Origin of the sequence: Saccharopolyspora sp. 6V, from assembly GCF_020176785.1 — a bacterium.
In the GTDB taxonomy this organism is placed as follows: Bacteria; Actinomycetota; Actinomycetes; order Mycobacteriales; family Pseudonocardiaceae; genus Saccharopolyspora_C; species Saccharopolyspora_C gregorii.
Map to the genome: position 1 here is coordinate 1 of NZ_JAIUKB010000182.1, position 14,425 is coordinate 14,425.

At 73.4% G+C, this 14,425-nt stretch carries 15 protein-coding genes; 4 read left to right on the forward strand and 11 right to left on the reverse strand.

Features of this window, described 5'->3' with window-relative positions:
- The first annotated feature begins 211 nt into the window (after positions 1-211).
- Positions 212-1,078, forward strand: a complete 867-nt coding sequence (locus tag LCD35_RS28060; protein ID WP_224962047.1) for a helix-turn-helix transcriptional regulator — start codon at positions 212-214, stop codon at positions 1,076-1,078.
- Positions 1,075-1,272 carry a DUF397 domain-containing protein gene (locus LCD35_RS28065; RefSeq protein WP_224962049.1) on the forward strand — a complete coding sequence of 66 codons (198 nt, stop codon included), beginning with the start codon at positions 1,075-1,077 and terminating at the stop codon, positions 1,270-1,272. The genes LCD35_RS28060 and LCD35_RS28065 overlap by 4 nt, the downstream gene beginning before the upstream one ends.
- Positions 1,273-1,299: 27 nt before the next feature.
- Here the strand turns inward: LCD35_RS28065 and LCD35_RS28070 are convergent, their stop codons facing one another.
- From LCD35_RS28070 to LCD35_RS28090, 5 genes are all read right to left on the reverse strand, one after another.
- Entirely contained in the window at positions 1,300-2,043 is a 744-nt protein-coding gene (locus tag LCD35_RS28070) for a 3-oxoacyl-ACP reductase family protein (protein ID WP_224962051.1), read from the reverse strand.
- A gap of 128 nt (positions 2,044-2,171) precedes the next feature.
- The gene (locus LCD35_RS28075; RefSeq protein ID WP_224962053.1) at positions 2,172-2,606 is read right to left on the reverse strand and encodes a nitroreductase/quinone reductase family protein; all 435 of its coding nucleotides are present in this window, start codon (positions 2,604-2,606) and stop codon (positions 2,172-2,174) included.
- 215 nt (positions 2,607-2,821) lie between these two features.
- On the reverse strand, positions 2,822-4,525 hold the full coding sequence (locus LCD35_RS28080; protein ID WP_224968854.1) for a CocE/NonD family hydrolase: 1,704 nt from the start codon (positions 4,523-4,525) through the stop codon (positions 2,822-2,824).
- Between the two features lie 204 nt (positions 4,526-4,729).
- Entirely contained in the window at positions 4,730-5,170 is a 441-nt protein-coding gene (locus LCD35_RS28085) for a nitroreductase family deazaflavin-dependent oxidoreductase (protein WP_224962058.1), read from the reverse strand.
- A gap of 19 nt (positions 5,171-5,189) precedes the next feature.
- Positions 5,190-6,254, reverse strand: coding sequence for an alkene reductase (locus LCD35_RS28090; RefSeq protein ID WP_224962059.1), 1,065 nt, complete (start codon positions 6,252-6,254; stop codon positions 5,190-5,192).
- Positions 6,255-6,395: 141 nt separating this feature from the next.
- On the opposite strand from LCD35_RS28090, the gene LCD35_RS28095 reads away from it, so the two are divergent.
- Entirely contained in the window at positions 6,396-6,938 is a 543-nt protein-coding gene (locus LCD35_RS28095) for a MarR family winged helix-turn-helix transcriptional regulator (protein ID WP_224962061.1), read from the forward strand.
- Between the two features lie 251 nt (positions 6,939-7,189).
- On the opposite strand, the gene LCD35_RS28100 is transcribed toward LCD35_RS28095, so the two are convergent.
- Positions 7,190-7,603, reverse strand: coding sequence for an OsmC family protein (locus LCD35_RS28100; protein WP_224962687.1), 414 nt, complete (start codon positions 7,601-7,603; stop codon positions 7,190-7,192).
- 64 nt (positions 7,604-7,667) lie between these two features.
- On the reverse strand, positions 7,668-8,228 hold the full coding sequence (locus LCD35_RS28105) for a sigma-70 family RNA polymerase sigma factor (protein WP_224969078.1): 561 nt from the start codon (positions 8,226-8,228) through the stop codon (positions 7,668-7,670).
- Positions 8,229-8,292: 64 nt separating this feature from the next.
- On the opposite strand from LCD35_RS28105, the gene LCD35_RS30350 reads away from it, so the two are divergent.
- Positions 8,293-9,012, forward strand: coding sequence for a zf-HC2 domain-containing protein (locus tag LCD35_RS30350; RefSeq protein ID WP_308011335.1), 720 nt, complete (start codon positions 8,293-8,295; stop codon positions 9,010-9,012).
- Positions 9,013-9,220: 208 nt separating this feature from the next.
- Here LCD35_RS30350 and LCD35_RS28115 read toward each other — a convergent pair whose 3' ends face one another.
- From LCD35_RS28115 to ggt, 4 genes are all read right to left on the reverse strand, one after another.
- The gene (locus LCD35_RS28115; protein WP_224962691.1) at positions 9,221-10,645 is read right to left on the reverse strand and encodes an RsmB/NOP family class I SAM-dependent RNA methyltransferase; all 1,425 of its coding nucleotides are present in this window, start codon (positions 10,643-10,645) and stop codon (positions 9,221-9,223) included.
- Positions 10,642-11,568 carry a methionyl-tRNA formyltransferase gene (gene fmt, locus LCD35_RS28120; RefSeq protein ID WP_224962693.1) on the reverse strand — a complete coding sequence of 309 codons (927 nt, stop codon included), beginning with the start codon at positions 11,566-11,568 and terminating at the stop codon, positions 10,642-10,644. The genes LCD35_RS28115 and fmt overlap by 4 nt, the downstream gene beginning before the upstream one ends.
- Positions 11,569-11,570: 2 nt before the next feature.
- The gene (gene def, locus LCD35_RS28125) at positions 11,571-12,116 is read right to left on the reverse strand and encodes a peptide deformylase (protein ID WP_224962695.1); all 546 of its coding nucleotides are present in this window, start codon (positions 12,114-12,116) and stop codon (positions 11,571-11,573) included.
- 240 nt (positions 12,117-12,356) lie between these two features.
- Positions 12,357-14,147, reverse strand: a complete 1,791-nt coding sequence (gene ggt, locus LCD35_RS28130) for a gamma-glutamyltransferase (protein ID WP_225045208.1) — start codon at positions 14,145-14,147, stop codon at positions 12,357-12,359.
- Positions 14,148-14,425: the final 278 nt, after the last annotated feature.

Below are 14,425 nucleotides of genomic sequence, written 5' to 3' on the forward strand. Positions count from 1 at the left end.
CGGCGGGGCGGTCCGGCGGCACCGGGGGGGGGGGGGGGGGGGGGGGGAGAACCGCTCTTCCGCCCGGTGCGGCGGTGATCACCGGACTCGGGCACCGATGTGGAGCACGCTACTTTTGCGGCCCGCTCCGAACTAGATCCCTGATCGGGTGATGATGTTGGTGGCGCAGTCCGGGCACACTCCTAACGCCACGACAGGAGAAGGGCAGCGGGTGAGCACGAGTCCGACGGCGCTGAAGCGCTGGATCGCCGGGGAGCTGGCACGGCTCCGGGAGCGCAAGGGGGCCTCCAGGGCCGAAGCGGCCAAGGCGATCCGCGGCAGCATCCAGAACATCGGCCACTTCGAAGTCGGCCGCCGCATGCCGAAACCCCTGGAACTCGAAACCCTGCTCCGGTTCTACGGGGTGCCGGACCGGATCGACTTCTTCCTCTCGCTGCGGGACCGCAGCCGCAAGAGCACCGACTGGTGGGTCCGGTTCGATTCGGAGGAAGCGCTGCCCGACTACCTCAAGCTCTTCCTCGGCATCGAGATCATGGCCGAGAAGATCGAGAGCTGGGACACGCACGTGGTGCCCGGACTGTTCCAGACCCGGGCGTACGCGGACGCGATCATGCAGGGCGGTGCGCCGAAGCTGCGCAAGAAGGATCGGGAACGCCGCGTCGAGCTCCGGATGGCCCGGCAGCAGGAAGTGCTCGGTAACGGGAGAACGCCCGTGGTGCACGCCGTCCTCAGCGAGGCGTGCCTCCACCACCTCAACGGCGGTCGCGCGGTGCACACCGAGCAGCTGGCCGCCCTGTTGGAGTGGCACGACGAGCCGAACGTGGAGATCCGGGTGCTGCCCTTCGCGGCCGGTCTGCTCACCGGCGTGGACGGTGCGTTCATGCTGCTGAGCTATCCGCCGGAGTTCGACCACGAGCTCGGAACCGCGTACGTGGAGAACCGCATCGAGGTGCTCTACTACGAAGAACCCGGTGCTGTGGCGCCGTTCCGAACGGCCTTCGACCAGTTGAAGGTCAAAGCGCTGAAGCCGTCCGATTCCCGAGAACTGATCGCACGAGTGCTGGAGGAACACGCATGACCGACCGCATCGCCGACTGGCGGAAGTCCACCCGCAGCCACGCTGCGAACGGGTGCGTCGAAGTCGGTTCGGGCGCGGATCGGGTCGGTGTCCGGGATTCCAAGCTCGGCGCGGGAAGCCCGGTCCTGCTGTTCACGACCGCCGAGTGGGCCTCGTTCACCGCCCGCACCCGCCGCGGCGCCTTCGACCGCTGACGTTCCGCCGCCGGAGCTCGCGGGCGGTCAGGTGGCGAAGCCGCCGTCCGCGTTGAGGGTGGCTCCGGTGACGAACGCGGCGTCCGGGCTCGCCAGGTGGGCGACGATGCTCGCGATCTCCTCCGGGGTGCCGTACCGGCCCAGCGGGGTGGCGGACCGCAGGCCCTCCGCGCGCGGTCCGGCGGCCGGGTTCATCGCGGTGTCGACGGCGCCGGGCTGCACGTCGTTCACGGTGATCCCGCGCGGGGCCAGGTCGCGGGCCGCGCCGCGGGTGAGCCCGGCCAGGGCGGTCTTGCTCGTGACGTAGGCGAGCTTGCCCGGGAACGGCAGGTGGTCGGCCAGCGAGGTCCCGACGTTGATGATCCGCCCGCCCGCGGGCAGGTGCTTCGACGCCTCCTGGATGGCGACGAACGGCCCGCGCACGTTCACCGCGAGCGCGCGGTCGAAGTCGGCCAGCGACAGCTCGTCCAGGTGCCCGGTCCGGACCGTTCCGGCGTTGTTGACCAGGACGTCCAGCCCGCCGAACTCCGCGACGGTGGCGGTGACGGCGGCCCGGACCTGTTCGGGGTCACCGGCGTCGGAGCGCAGCACCAGCGCGCGCCCGCCGGAGACCGTGATCTCGGCGGCCACCTGCTCCGCGGCCGCCGCCGAGTCGGAGTGGGTGAGCGCGACGGCCGCGCCGTCGGCGGCGAGGCGGCGGGCGATGGCGGCACCGATGCCGCGGGAGGCACCTGTCACCAGTGCGGATCGTCCGGCGAGCGGTTGCGGCATGCGGAGCTCTTTCCCGAGCCGTGCCTCGATTGCAGCAGGCGCGGGCCGCACGCGGTACCGCCGCGCGAGCTCCCCGATCGGCGCGCGGAGGTTCCGCGCCGACCGATAGGTCCACTGTGGATGGAAGGTCAGCGCGGGGCGAGCGACAGGACCGGGAACACGCGCTCCGTCTTCGCCTGGTATCCGGCGAAGTAGGGGAACAGGGCCGTCAGCTGCGCGAACTTGACGTCCCGCAGCACGCCGGTGATCTCCCGGGCGCGGACGTCCAGCACGTCGGGGCCCACCTCGATGCGGGCGTCCGGGTTCGCGCGCAGGTTGAAGTACCAGTCGGGGTGCACGTCGGCCCCCGCTTTCGAGGCGAACACCAGGTACCGGCCGTCCTCCTCCAGGTAGGCCAACGGGGTGACGTGCGCGCGGCCGGTGCGGGCGCCGGTGCTGGTCAGCAGCAGCAGTGCGGCCCCGGCGAAGGCTCCGCCCACCACGCCCGCGTTGGCGCGGAACTCCGCGATCACGGGTGCGTTGTACCGGGCCGCGACGGTCGCGGTGATCTCGTTCCCCTCCACTGGGCGGGTTCCTCTCCGTGCGCGGTGGGTGTCCGCGTCCGCCGCCGCGGACATCATGATCACGATAGGGAACTCGGGCGCCCGGAGGAAACTCGGGAACCCCCGGCCGGCGCGCGGTCGAGGGGGCGGGGTGCGGGTGGCGTTGCGGCCTTCCCGCTATGCGGACGCCCGGCGGTCCCGCCCCGTCGTGGAGCGGGACCGCCGGTCGGCCGGGATCAGGGCAGGGTGAACGTCGGGTCGGCCGGCGGCAGGGGTGCGGTGAACATCGCGAGGTAGGTGTCCAGGTACGGCGCCCGCGCGCCGGGCTGCGCCACGTCGTCGGCCGGATCGTCCAGCGCGAGGTCGAGCCGGGCGCCGCGCACCTGCACGGTCTCCCGCGAGGGCGCGTCGATCCAGTCGCGGAACGGGGTCTGGACGCCGCCGGGTTCGACCGTGCCGATCTCCACGGCCAGCGAGTGCCCGGCGGGCAGCGTCCAGTCGGTCGACTTGAGGTCGAACTCGGTGGTGCCGGAGCGCAGCACCGCGACCTGCTCGTCGAACATGACCGCCGTGCCGTCCGGCGCGACGTCGTGCAGCTGCACCATCACGTTCCCGCGGCCCTCGGCCTCCAGCGAGATGCGCGGCGTCCCGGTGATCCGGGTGTCCCGCGCGACCGGCTCGGAGCGTTCGACGATGCCGCCGGTGGGCCCGTCGTCGCCGCCGTCGTCCACGTAGGACCCGCCGGAGAGCTCGACCCGCGCGGAGCGGTCGGGCATCGGCCAGCTGTCCTGCCCGCGCCAGGCCCCGCTGCCGTCCTGCACGGCGAACGCCGGGTACCGGACCGGCGGGGCGATGCCCTTGAGGTGCTCGTCGTAGAAGGACATGGCCTCCTCGAACCAGCCTTCCCGGCCCATCGCCAGCCGCCCGTCCGCGGTCCGCTCGTCGCCGCGGACGTGGTCCCACGGCCCGATCCACCCGCGCTCCGGACCCTCGTGGTCGTCCAGGAACTCCTGCATCGCCTCCGGTTCGGTGTTCCACTCCAGCAGGCCCTGGGTGAGGAACAGCGGGGTGTCGGTGCCCTTCGCGAGCTCCGGCAGGTCCCGTGCCCGCCAGTGCTCGGAATCCGGGTTGCCGTTCAGGTAGCCGGCCTGGTTGTCGATGAGGCACTCCGGGTGCGCCTGCTCGTACTCGGAGTTCGCCCGGTAGTGCGGGTCGTCGTCGGGCAGCTGCGGCAGCGCCGCCAGCCCGTTGTAGGTGCCGGCCACGTTGACCGCCGTCGTCCGCGGCACCCCGTTGGAGTGGGTGTTGCGGTACGGGTCCCAGATCGGTTCCTGCGCGATGACGGCCTTCAGCGCGTCCGGGTCGAGGCCGACGCCGATCAAACCGGTGATCGCGTCGTAGGACTTGCCGTACATGCCGACGGATCCGGTGGACCACGGCATGTTCGCCGCCCAGTCGATGGCCGCCCGGACGTCCGCCTGCTCGCCGGGGCCCGCGTAGTCGAGGCAGCCGGTCGAGCCGCCGAACCCGCGTGTGTCGACCCGCACGAACGCGTAGCCGCGCTCGAACAGGTCGGTGCCCTCGATGAACTCGTCGAAGCGGTTCGAGGGTCCGGTGTGCTCGAAACCCTCGTCGGTGAGCTGGCCGGAGTGCCCGAAGTACGGCCCGGCGGAGAGGATCACCGGCACCTGCTCGCCCGGCGCGAGCCCTTCCGGCAGCAGCACGTCGGCGTGCAGCTCGGTGCCGGAGTCGTCCGCGGACGGGAAGTAGTGCTGCGTCCAGGCCGCGCCTTCGGGGACGCGGTCGTTCTGCTCGTGGGTCACGGGTTCGTCGGCGGTGGCGACCTCGGCGGTGCCCGCCGCGGAAGCGGCGGCGCCGGTCAGGGCGAGTGCTGCGGCGAGCGCGGAGGCGGCGCCGGCGGCCGCGCGGTACCTCGTCACGGGTTCCTCCAGAGTGGGTGCGGTGCGGTGATCTCTGCTGCGATCAGCAGACACCCGGCCGCAGCGGCATGCTCAACACCGCACTCCCGTGAACCAGGACACACCCGGGCGCCCGCCGGGGAACAGCCGTCCGGCCCCGATCGCGCCGCGGCGGTGGACGTCCCTCCGCCCCCCGATCGCGCGGAGGGCGCCCACCTCCGCGGCTCAGCCCTCGACGGGGCTCAGCGCCACGACCGGGATGACCCGGCCGGTCCCGCGCTGGTGCTCGGCCATGACCGGGAACGCCGCGACCGCCTCGGCGAACCGCTCCGCCCGCTCGGCGCCGGTGAGCTCCGCGGCCCGGACCCGCAGCCGCTCGGTGCCGACCTCGATCTCGGCATCCGGGTTCGCCTTCAGGTTGTGGTACCAGGCGGGGTGGGTGTCCGCCCCGGCCTTGGAGGCGAACACGAGGTAGCCGCCCGCGTGCTCCAGGTACACCATCGGATTGGTGCGGGTCGCGCCGCTGCGCGCACCCGTGCTGTGCAGCAGCAGGATCGGCATGCCTGCGAAATCGCCGCCGACCTTCCCGCCGTTCGCGCGGAACTCCTCGATGACGGGGGAGTTGAACCGCTCGGCCCACTCGGCCGTGACCGCGTTTCCGTCCATCGTGGACACTCCTCTCGGATCAGGCCGCCAGCGCGGGGTAATCGGTGTAGCCCTGTTCGCCGCCGCCGTAGAAGGTCGCCACGTCCGGGGTGTTGAACGGTCCGCCCGCGGCCAGCCGCGCGGGCAGGTCCGGGTTCGCGAGGAACAGCGAGCCGAAGGTCAGCGCGTCCGCCGTCCCGTCCGCCACCAGCGCCAGGTCTTCCGGGCCGGTCGGGCGGCCCGGGGTGTGCGGGTTGAGCAGGAACGCGCCGTCGTACCGGTCCCGCAGCCGCAGTGTCAGCTCCCGGTCCTCGCTCTCCAGCACGTGCAGGTAGGCGAGGCCGATCGGGTTGATCGCGTCCACCAGCGCCGAGTAGGTCTCGTCCACCGAGTGCTCGGCGGTGTCGTTCGTGCCGGTCCCCGGGGACAGCCGCAGCCCGACGCGGCGGCCGCCGATCTCCGCCGCCGCGGCCCGGGCGACCTCGACGACGAGCCGGATCCGGCCCTCGACCGAGCCGCCCCAGCCGTCGGTGCGCAGGTTCGTGGCCTCGGCCAGGAACTGGTGCAGCAGGTAGCCGTTGGCGCCGTGCAGCTCCACGCCGTCGAACCCGGCCTCGACCGCGTTGCGGGCGGCGGTGGCGAACTCGGCGACGACCTCGGCGATGCCGTCCTCGGTGAGCTCCTCCGGCGTCACCATGTCCTGCATGCCGGTGGCGGTGAAGATCTGCCCGGCGGCGCGGACCGCGGACGGTGCGACCGGGAGCCTGCCCGGGGGCAGCACGTCGGGGTGGCTGATGCGGCCGGCGTGCATCAGCTGGGCGAAGATCGCACCGCCCTCGGCGTGCACCGCGTCGGTGACCTCCCGCCACGCGGCGACCTGCGCCTCGCTGTGCAGGCCGGCGGTGTTCGGGTAGCCCTGGCCGAGTTCGGAGGGATGCACGCCCTCGGTGATGATCAGCCCGGCGGTGGCGCGCTGCCGGTAGTAGGTGGTGGTGGTCTCGTCGGGCAGGGTCCCCGCGGCGCGGCTGCGCGTCATGGGGGCCATCGCGATGCGGTTGCGCAGGCGGGTTCCGGCCAGGTCCAGCGGGTCGAATGCGGTGCTCATGCGGATCACTCCCGGGTTGCGGACGAAGTTACCTGTCCGAACAGGTAAATGCGCCGGAAGCTTCCTGCGTGGGAGAATGTGCAGTGCTCGTCACAATCACCCGTGCACGAGTGCGTCGGCGAGTTAAGGTGAGCAGTTCGATTGACTGACCGATCAGGTGACCGGAAGAAGGGGGAACCGGTGGACTCGCACCGCGCGGAACCCGCAGCAGCGCCGCCGTGCTCCGACGCGGGGCCGCTCAGCTACGCGATCTTCCGGCTCGCCCGGGCGCACCGGATGCTCGCCGGTCAGCTGCTGCGCCGCTGCGGGCTGCACCCCGGGCAGGAACAGCTGCTGATGCACCTGTGGGACACCGGCGCGCAGCGGCAGACCGACCTGATCACCGTGCTCGGTTCCGACTCCGCGACCATGACCCGCACCGTGCAGCGGCTGGAGCGCGCTGGTTTCGTGCGCCGCACCCGCAGCGAGCAGGACCGCCGCGCGGTGCTCGTCGAACCCACCGCCGCCGGGCTCGCGCTGCGCGACCGGGTGGAGCGGATGTGGGAGGAACTGGAACGCGCCACCTGCGGTGAACTCACCGGCGCCGAGCAGCACGCGGCCCTCGACGTCCTGGAACGGCTCGAACGCAACGTCGCCGACGTCGCCTGCCCCCTCGCCGCCGAAGACCAAGCCATCGGCACCTGAGCGGCCGCCCCTGCTGCCCAGTGCTGGGGTGGAGGAACCTCGTTGACCGTCTTCGAACCTGCCTGGCGGGTCTCCGCCGTTTCCTGTCAGCGGCGAAGCCGATGAGCCGCCGACCACCCGATCAACGGGACCACCCGCGGGTTCTCAGCGCCCTCCTCGCGAGGACAGCGTTTTCTCCTGTGGCGGAGCCACCGGTGAAAACGATCCCGCAGCGAGGAGGGCGCTGAGGTTCCGCCAGCCGACCACCACCGTCACCGAGGCAGCTCCAACGAAATAGGAGTGCTCTCCTGGACCGAGCGGGAGACGGTGCAGTACCGCTCGATGGCGCGTTCCACCGCGTCGAGCAGCTTCGCCCGGTCGGCGCCGGCGACGGAGCTCAGGTCCACGTCGAAGCGGACCCGCACCTCGGAGAACTTGTTCGGGTCGGCGTCGGTCTTGTCCCGGTCGGCGTGCACCGCGATGTCGGCGTCCGCACCCGCGCGGCGCACCAGCAGGTTCTCGCTGGTGACGGCGGAGCACCCGGCGATGGCGGCGAGCAGCAGCTCACCGGGGGTGAACGCGTCGGGGGCGCCGTCGCGGCCGATGGTGACCTGCCCGCCGCGGCCGTTGGTGGCGGTGAAGGTGTGCTCGCCGGTGCGGTGCACCTCTACCGGTGTGCCTGGCATCTCGTCCTCCGCTGCTGGTCGATGGATCTTCCCGCACAACCGGGGACGGTCCCGGGATGTTCCCTCAGCCGGTACCGGTGTCCTGCCCGCGGGAGCGGGTGAGGAGGTCTTCGCGGGCGCGGGCGACCCGCGAGCGGACCGTGCCGAGCTCGCAGCCGCTGACCTCGGCGGCCTCCAGGTAGGTCAGCCCGAGGACCTGGGTGAGCACGAGCGCTTCCCGCCGGTCCGGGTCGAGCCCGTCGAGCAGCACGCCGACTTCGACGAGTTCTTCGAAGCCGCGTCCGGTGCGGCCACCGCTCTCGGCCGCCTGCGCCCAATCGGAGGTGACGGTGCGCGGCCGGGCGCGTTCGGAGCGGATCTGGTCGACGACGACGCGGCGCGCGATGGCCAGCAGCCAGGTGCGCGCGGAGGACGAGCCGCGGAAGGTGCGCACGGCCCGCATCGCCCGCAGGTAGGTCTCTTGCGCGAGGTCGTCGGCCGCGGGCACGCCCGCGAGGTGCGCGAGGAACCGCCAGACGTCGCGCTGGGTGGCCCGGACGAGTTCTTCGAGGGCGCGGCGGTCACCTTTCCCGGCGGCCAGCGCGAGCTCGGTCACACGGGTGTCTTCGGCCTCCGAGTGCGTCACGGTGGTCGAGACTAGTCGAAGCCCCGCCGGGAACTCCTCCCCCTGCTCGGCCGACAATCTGACCGTGAACTGCGAACGATGCCGGACCTCGGTGTCGGCCTTGCTGGACGGGGAGCTCCCGGAGGCTCCGGAATCCGAGGTCGACGCCCACCTGGAGACGTGCGCGGCCTGCCGGGCCTTCCAGGCCGAGGCGGGGGCGCTGACCCGGAACCTGCGGGTGCGGGCGGTGGCGCCCACCCCGGACTTGGCGGGGGCGGTGCTGGCGGCGGCGGAACGTCCGCGCCGCACGCGCGGGGTGCTGCGCGGGGCGTTGGCGCTGACCGCGGTGGCGCAGATCCTGCTCGCGCTCGGTCAGCTGTCGGGGCTGATCGGCATGCACGGGCACGCGGCGCACGGCGGGCCGGGCATGGCGGCGCACCTGTTCAACGAGAGCACCGCCTGGAACCTGGCGCTGGGCGTGGGGTTGCTGTGGGCGGCGTGGCACGATCGCACGGCGGCGGGGGTGCTGCCGGTGCTGAGCGCGTTCGTGGCGGCGCTGGCCGGTTTCTCGGTGCACGACCTGGTGATCGGGGCGGCGACGGTGGAGCGGGTGGCCTCGCACGCGCTGCTGCTGGTCGGCCTGGGCCTGCTGTTCGCGGTGCACCGCACCGGCGGCGGTGGCCCGGCGGACGCGGACCGCACCGCAGCCGACGGCCCGCACGCGGCGGACGACACCTCCAGCACTCCCCGAGCCCCGCAAGGCCCACCGCACCTCCGCCCGACCGCCCACCGCGAAGCGGCCTGAGGGCCGCAGAATCAGTTGATCAGTTGATCCTGTCAGCGGCGAAGCCGCTGAGCTGCCGACCACCCGAGCAACGGAAACACCAGCGGGTTCTCAGCGGTTCCCTCGCGAGGACAGCTTTTTCGCATGTGGCGGAGCCACCTGTGAAAAAGATCCCGCAGCGAGGGAACCGCTGAGGTTCCCCACCCACTCCCCGAGCAGCAGGAGTACGTCAGGACACCCGCAGCAACGCGCAGAACATCGCGTCGGTGCCGTGTTTGTGGGGCCACAGCTGGACGGTCGGCCCGTCCCCGAGGTCGGGCACGCCGGGGAACGCCTCGCGCGCGTCGAGGAGTTCCGCCCCGCTGCGCCGGACCACGTCGGAGATGACGCCCTCGGTCTCGGACAGGTGCGGGGAGCACACGACGTAGGCCACGACGGCGCCGGAGCGGGCGAGGCCGACGGCGGACAGCAGCAGCGAGCGCTGCAGCTTGGCGAGTTCGGCGACGTCGGACGGCTGCCGCCGCCAGCGCGCTTCGGGTCGGCGGCGCAGCGCGCCGAGCCCGGTGCAGGGCGCGTCGACGAGCACCCGGTCGTAGCCGGGTTCGAGCCCGGGTTCGCGGCCGTCGGTGACGTGCACGGTGACGGCGAGGTCGCGGGTGACCTTGCGGATGAGTTCGGCGCGGTGCTCGGACTGCTCGACGGCGTCGAGGGTGCCGCCGTCGAGGGTGATGAGGGCGCCGAGCAGCCCGGCCTTGCCGCCGGGTCCGGCGCACAGGTCGAGCCAGCGGGTGTCGCCGCCGGTGACCTCGGGCCGGGTGACGGCGAGCGCGGTGAGCTGGCTGCCTTCGTCCTGCACGGCGGCGAAGCCCTCGCGGACGGGTTCGAGGTCGCCGGGGTCGCCGGCGCCCGCTTCGAGGTGCACGCCGTAGGGCGAGTAGGGCGCTTCGTCGCCGCCGGTGATGGCGGCGAGCTCTTCGGCGCTGATCTCGCCGGGCCGGGCGACGAGGTGCACGGCGGGCCGGGCGTCGTCGGCGGCGAGCGCGGCGGCGAGTTCGTCGCCGGTGTCGCCGAGCGCGTCGGCGAAGGCCTGCGCGATCCAGCGCGGGTGCGCGTGGCGCAGCGCGAGGTGGCCGACGGGGTCGGTGGCGCGGTCGGGGGCGAGCCGTTCGATCCACTGCTGTTCGTCGCGTTCGCCCGCGCGGCGCATCACGGCGTTGGCGAATCCGGCGAGCTTCGAACCGACCTCACCGCGCACGATGTCCACTGTGGAGGACACGGCGGCGTGGGCCGGAATCCTGGTGCGCAGCAACTGGTACACGCCGAGCCGCAGCGCGTCCAGCGTGATCGGGTCCACTTCGGACACCTCGCGGCCGCTGCAGTCGGCGATCACCGCGTCGAGCAGTCCCCTGGCCCGGCAGGCGCCGTAGGCGAGCTCGGTGGCCAGGCCCGCGTCCCGCCCGCTGATCTTGCGCTGCCGCAGCAGGCCGGGCAGCGTCAGGTTCGCGTAGGCGTCGCGTTCGCGCACGGCGCGCAGCGTGTCCAGCGCGGCCATCCGCGCCGGGTCCTGCGCCGGCGGCCGAGCCGGGTTCTTGCCGCGCTGCGGCGGGCGGCTGCCGCGCGGCCGGGACGGACGGCGGGGGCGGTCGTCGTTCACTGCAGGCGTTCTCCTTGCTCGATGCGGGTTCCGCGCGCCCAGTCGGTGGCCGCCATCCGCTTCTTGCCCTGGGCTTGCACTTCGCCGAGCTGCACCGCTTCGGTGGCGGTGCCGACGAGCACCCGGCGGCGCTGCACGTCGATCTCGCCGGGTGCGAGCCCGGTCTCCTCGGTGCGGGTGACGGGCCCGAGCTTGAACCGCTCGTCGCGGAACCAGGCCCACGCCCCCGGGTCGGGGGTCACGGAGCGGATCAGGCGGTCCACGGCGAGCGCGGGCGCGGCGAAGTCGGCCTTGGCGTCCTCCGGGGTGACCTTCGGCGCGTAGCTGACGCCTTCGGCGGGCTGCGGCCTGGCCCGCAGGGTGCCGTCCTCGATGCCGTCGAGGGTGGCGACCAGCAGGTCGGCGCCGGAGATCGACAGCCGGTCCAGCAGCGCGCCCGCCGTGTCGGTGTCGCGCACCGCTTCGGTGACCACGCCGTACACCGGCCCGGCGTCCAGCTCGGGGACCAGGTGGAAGGTGGCGGCACCGGTGATCTCGTCGCCGTGCCGGATCGCGGACTGCACGGGCGCCGCGCCGCGCCACGCGGGCAGCAGCGAGAAGTGCAGGTTCACCCAGCCGTGCCGCGGGATGTCGAGGGCCTGCTGCCGCAGCAGCGCCCCGTAGGCGACGACCGGGCAGCAGTCCGGTTCGAGTTCGGCCAGCCGTGCCAGGAAGTCCGGGTCGGTGGCGCGGGCGGGGGTGAGCACTTCGACGCCGTGCTCGTCGGCGAGCGCGCCCACCGGGGAGCGCAGCACCTTGCGGCCGCGGCCCGCGCGGGCGTCCGGCCGGGTGATCACGGCGGCGACCTCGTGCCGCTCGGAGTCCAGGAGCGCGCGCAGCGCGGGCACGGCGGGCTCGGGCGTCCCGGCGAAGACGATCCGCATGCTCAGCGCTTCCCGAACAGCGGGTGCGGGCTCTCCTTGACGACCGGCACCTGCCCGTCGAACCAGTCGGCCTGCCGGATCTCGCGCAGCGCGCGCTTGCGGGTCTCGGCGTCGAGCCGGTCCACGAACAGGACCCCGTCCAGGTGGTCGGTCTCGTGCTGGATGCAGCGGGCCAGCAGGTCCGTGCCCTCGATCTCCACCGGGTCGCCGTGCATGTTCCAGCCGCGGGCGACGACGCGCTTGTGCCGCAGGCAGTCCCAGCGCATGCCGGGGATGGACAGGCAGCCTTCGGGGCCGTCCTGCATCTCCTCGCCGACGACCTCCCAGCCCGGGTTGATCAGGTGGCCCTCGAAGCCGTCGCAGCGGTAGGTGAACACGCGCAGCCCGACGCCGAGCTGCGGCGCGGCCAGCCCGGCCCCGCCCTGCTCGTGCATGGTGTCCCACAGGTCGCGCACGAGGCCGTGCAGTTCCTTGTCGAAGTCCACGACCTCGTCGGCGCGGGTCCGCAGGACGGGGTCGCCGAAGAGTCGGACGGGCTGGACGGTCACGCGGGCTCCCGGTTCGGGCTCGGCGGGGGGACCCGGCGAGTCTAGTCGTCGCCCTCGCGCCGCCCGACCGGGCGCTCGTCCTCGCCCGCCCCGCCTCCGTGGCCGTCCCGCGCGGCGGCCTCCTCGCCGCGGGATCGATTCCTCCTGCGGCGACCGCCGCACCGGCGACGTCCGCGCCCGGAGCCCACCGGCGGCCCGCGCGCCGCGGCGTCGGCGGTGCTCCCGCTCGACCTGGCCGGGTCAGGGGGCGGGCAGCACCACCTCGGCCGCTCCCCCGCCGCGGCGCGCCGGTTCGGCGGCGGCGAGCCAGCGCCCGTCGGGCAGCCGTTCCACACCGGTCGCGGCCCCGATCTCCGCGGACGGGTCGAGCTCGTGCCCGAGGGCGCGCAACTTCTCCGCTTCGGGCAGCGCCAGGAAGGCCGCTTCGGCCTCGGTGCTCGGCGCGTTGCGCTGCGAGGCGCGCGGCCGGGCGATCGCCTCCACCAGCGGCAGGCCGCGGTCGATGCGCCCGGTCAGCACCTGCAGCACCGTGGTGATGATGGTGGCGCCGCCGGGGCTGCCCACCGCCAGCACCGGTTCCCCGTCGCGCAGCACCACGGTGGGGCTGATGGAGCTGCGCGGCCGCTTGCCGGGTTCCGGCAGGTTCGGGTCGGGTTCGCCGGGCACGGCCGGGGTGGACGAGAAGTCGGTGAGCTCGTTGTTGAGCAGGAACCCGCGCCCGGGCACGGTGATGCCGCTGCCGCCGGTCTGCTCGATGGTCAGCGTGTAGGACACCACGTCCCCGCGGGCGTCGGCGACGGTGAGGTGCGTGGTGTTCGGGCCCTCGTAGGGGGTGCCGCCGCGTTCGGGCGGTCGGGGCGCGCAGGGCGCGGGGTCGCCCGGGTCGGCGGCGGCGACCGGGGCGGGCAGGACCGCGTCCGGGGTGATCAGGCAGGCGCGGGAGTCGGCGAACTCCTGGCCGGTGAGCTCCGCGGTGGGCACGTCGCCGAACGCGGGATCGGCGACCCAGCGGTTCCGGTCGGCGAAGCCGAGCTTGCTCGCCTCCAGGAAGCGGTGCAGGTACTGCGCCTCGTCCAGCGCGCCCAGGTCGGTGCCTTCGAGGATGTTCAGCGCCTCGCCGACGGTGGTGCCGCCGGAGGCCGACGGCGGCATCCCGTACACGTCGAGCCCCCGGTAGGTCACGTGCGTCGGGTCGCGCTCCTCGATCCGGTAATCGCGCAGGTCGTCGGCGGTCATGCCGCCGGGCCGCACGGTGCGCCCGGCCGCCGGGTCGACCGGCGGGTTCCGCACGGCTTCGACCACGTCGGCGCCGATCTCACCGCGGTACAGCGGGTCGAGGCCCTCGGCGGCGAGGGTGCGGTAGGTCGCGGCGAGGTCCGGGTTGCGGAACGTGCTGCCGGTGGCGGGCGGCGCACCGCCGGGCAGGAACAGGTCCCGAGTCGCGGGGAACGCGCTGAAGCGCTCCTGGTTGGCGGCGGTCTGCTCCCGGAAGGTGTCGTCGACGACGAAGCCGTCCCGGGCGAGGCGTTCGGCGGGGCGCAGCACCTCGCCCAGGTCCTCGTTCCCCCACCGCCGCAGCGCCTGCTCCCAGGTGGCGGGGGTGCCGGGCACGCCGACGCCGAGTCCGCTGGTGATGGCCTCCGCGGCGGGGATCGGCTCGCCGTCCTCCAGGAACATCTCGGGGTGCGCGGAGGCGGGCGCGGTCTCGCGGCCGTCGAGGGTGGAGACCTCGCCGGTGCCCGCGTCGTAGTGCACGAAGTAGCCGCCGCCCCCGATGCCCGCCGAGTAGGGCTCGGTGACGCCGAGCGCCGCGGCGACCGCGACGGCGGCGTCGGCCGCGGTGCCGCCCGCCCGGAGGACCTCGATGCCGGCGCGGGTGGCGTCCGGATCGACGCTGGAGACGGCGCCGCCGTAGCCGATCGCCTCCGGCGCCTTGGGCGGCGGGACGGGGGCGGCGTGCGCCATCGGAGTGATCAGCGCGCAGGAGGTGACCGCCGCGAGGGTGATCCGAACGGGTCGTGCTCGCACCATCGTGTGCCTCCGATCTCCGAGTGCCCGTCACTGTGCCGAGCGACGGCCACCTCGACAACACGAACGGGGCATCGTTGGCGGACCGAGATCAACACCGGCGCGATCGGAGTCAACGGACCGTTCGACCAACCAGATGGGACGAACAGTCCGTTCACCCCACACCGACACGAGTCAACGGACCGTTCGACCAACGAGATCGGACGAACAGTCCGTTCACCCCACACCGACACGAGTCAACGGACCGTTCGACCAACGAGATCGGACGAACAGTCCGTTCA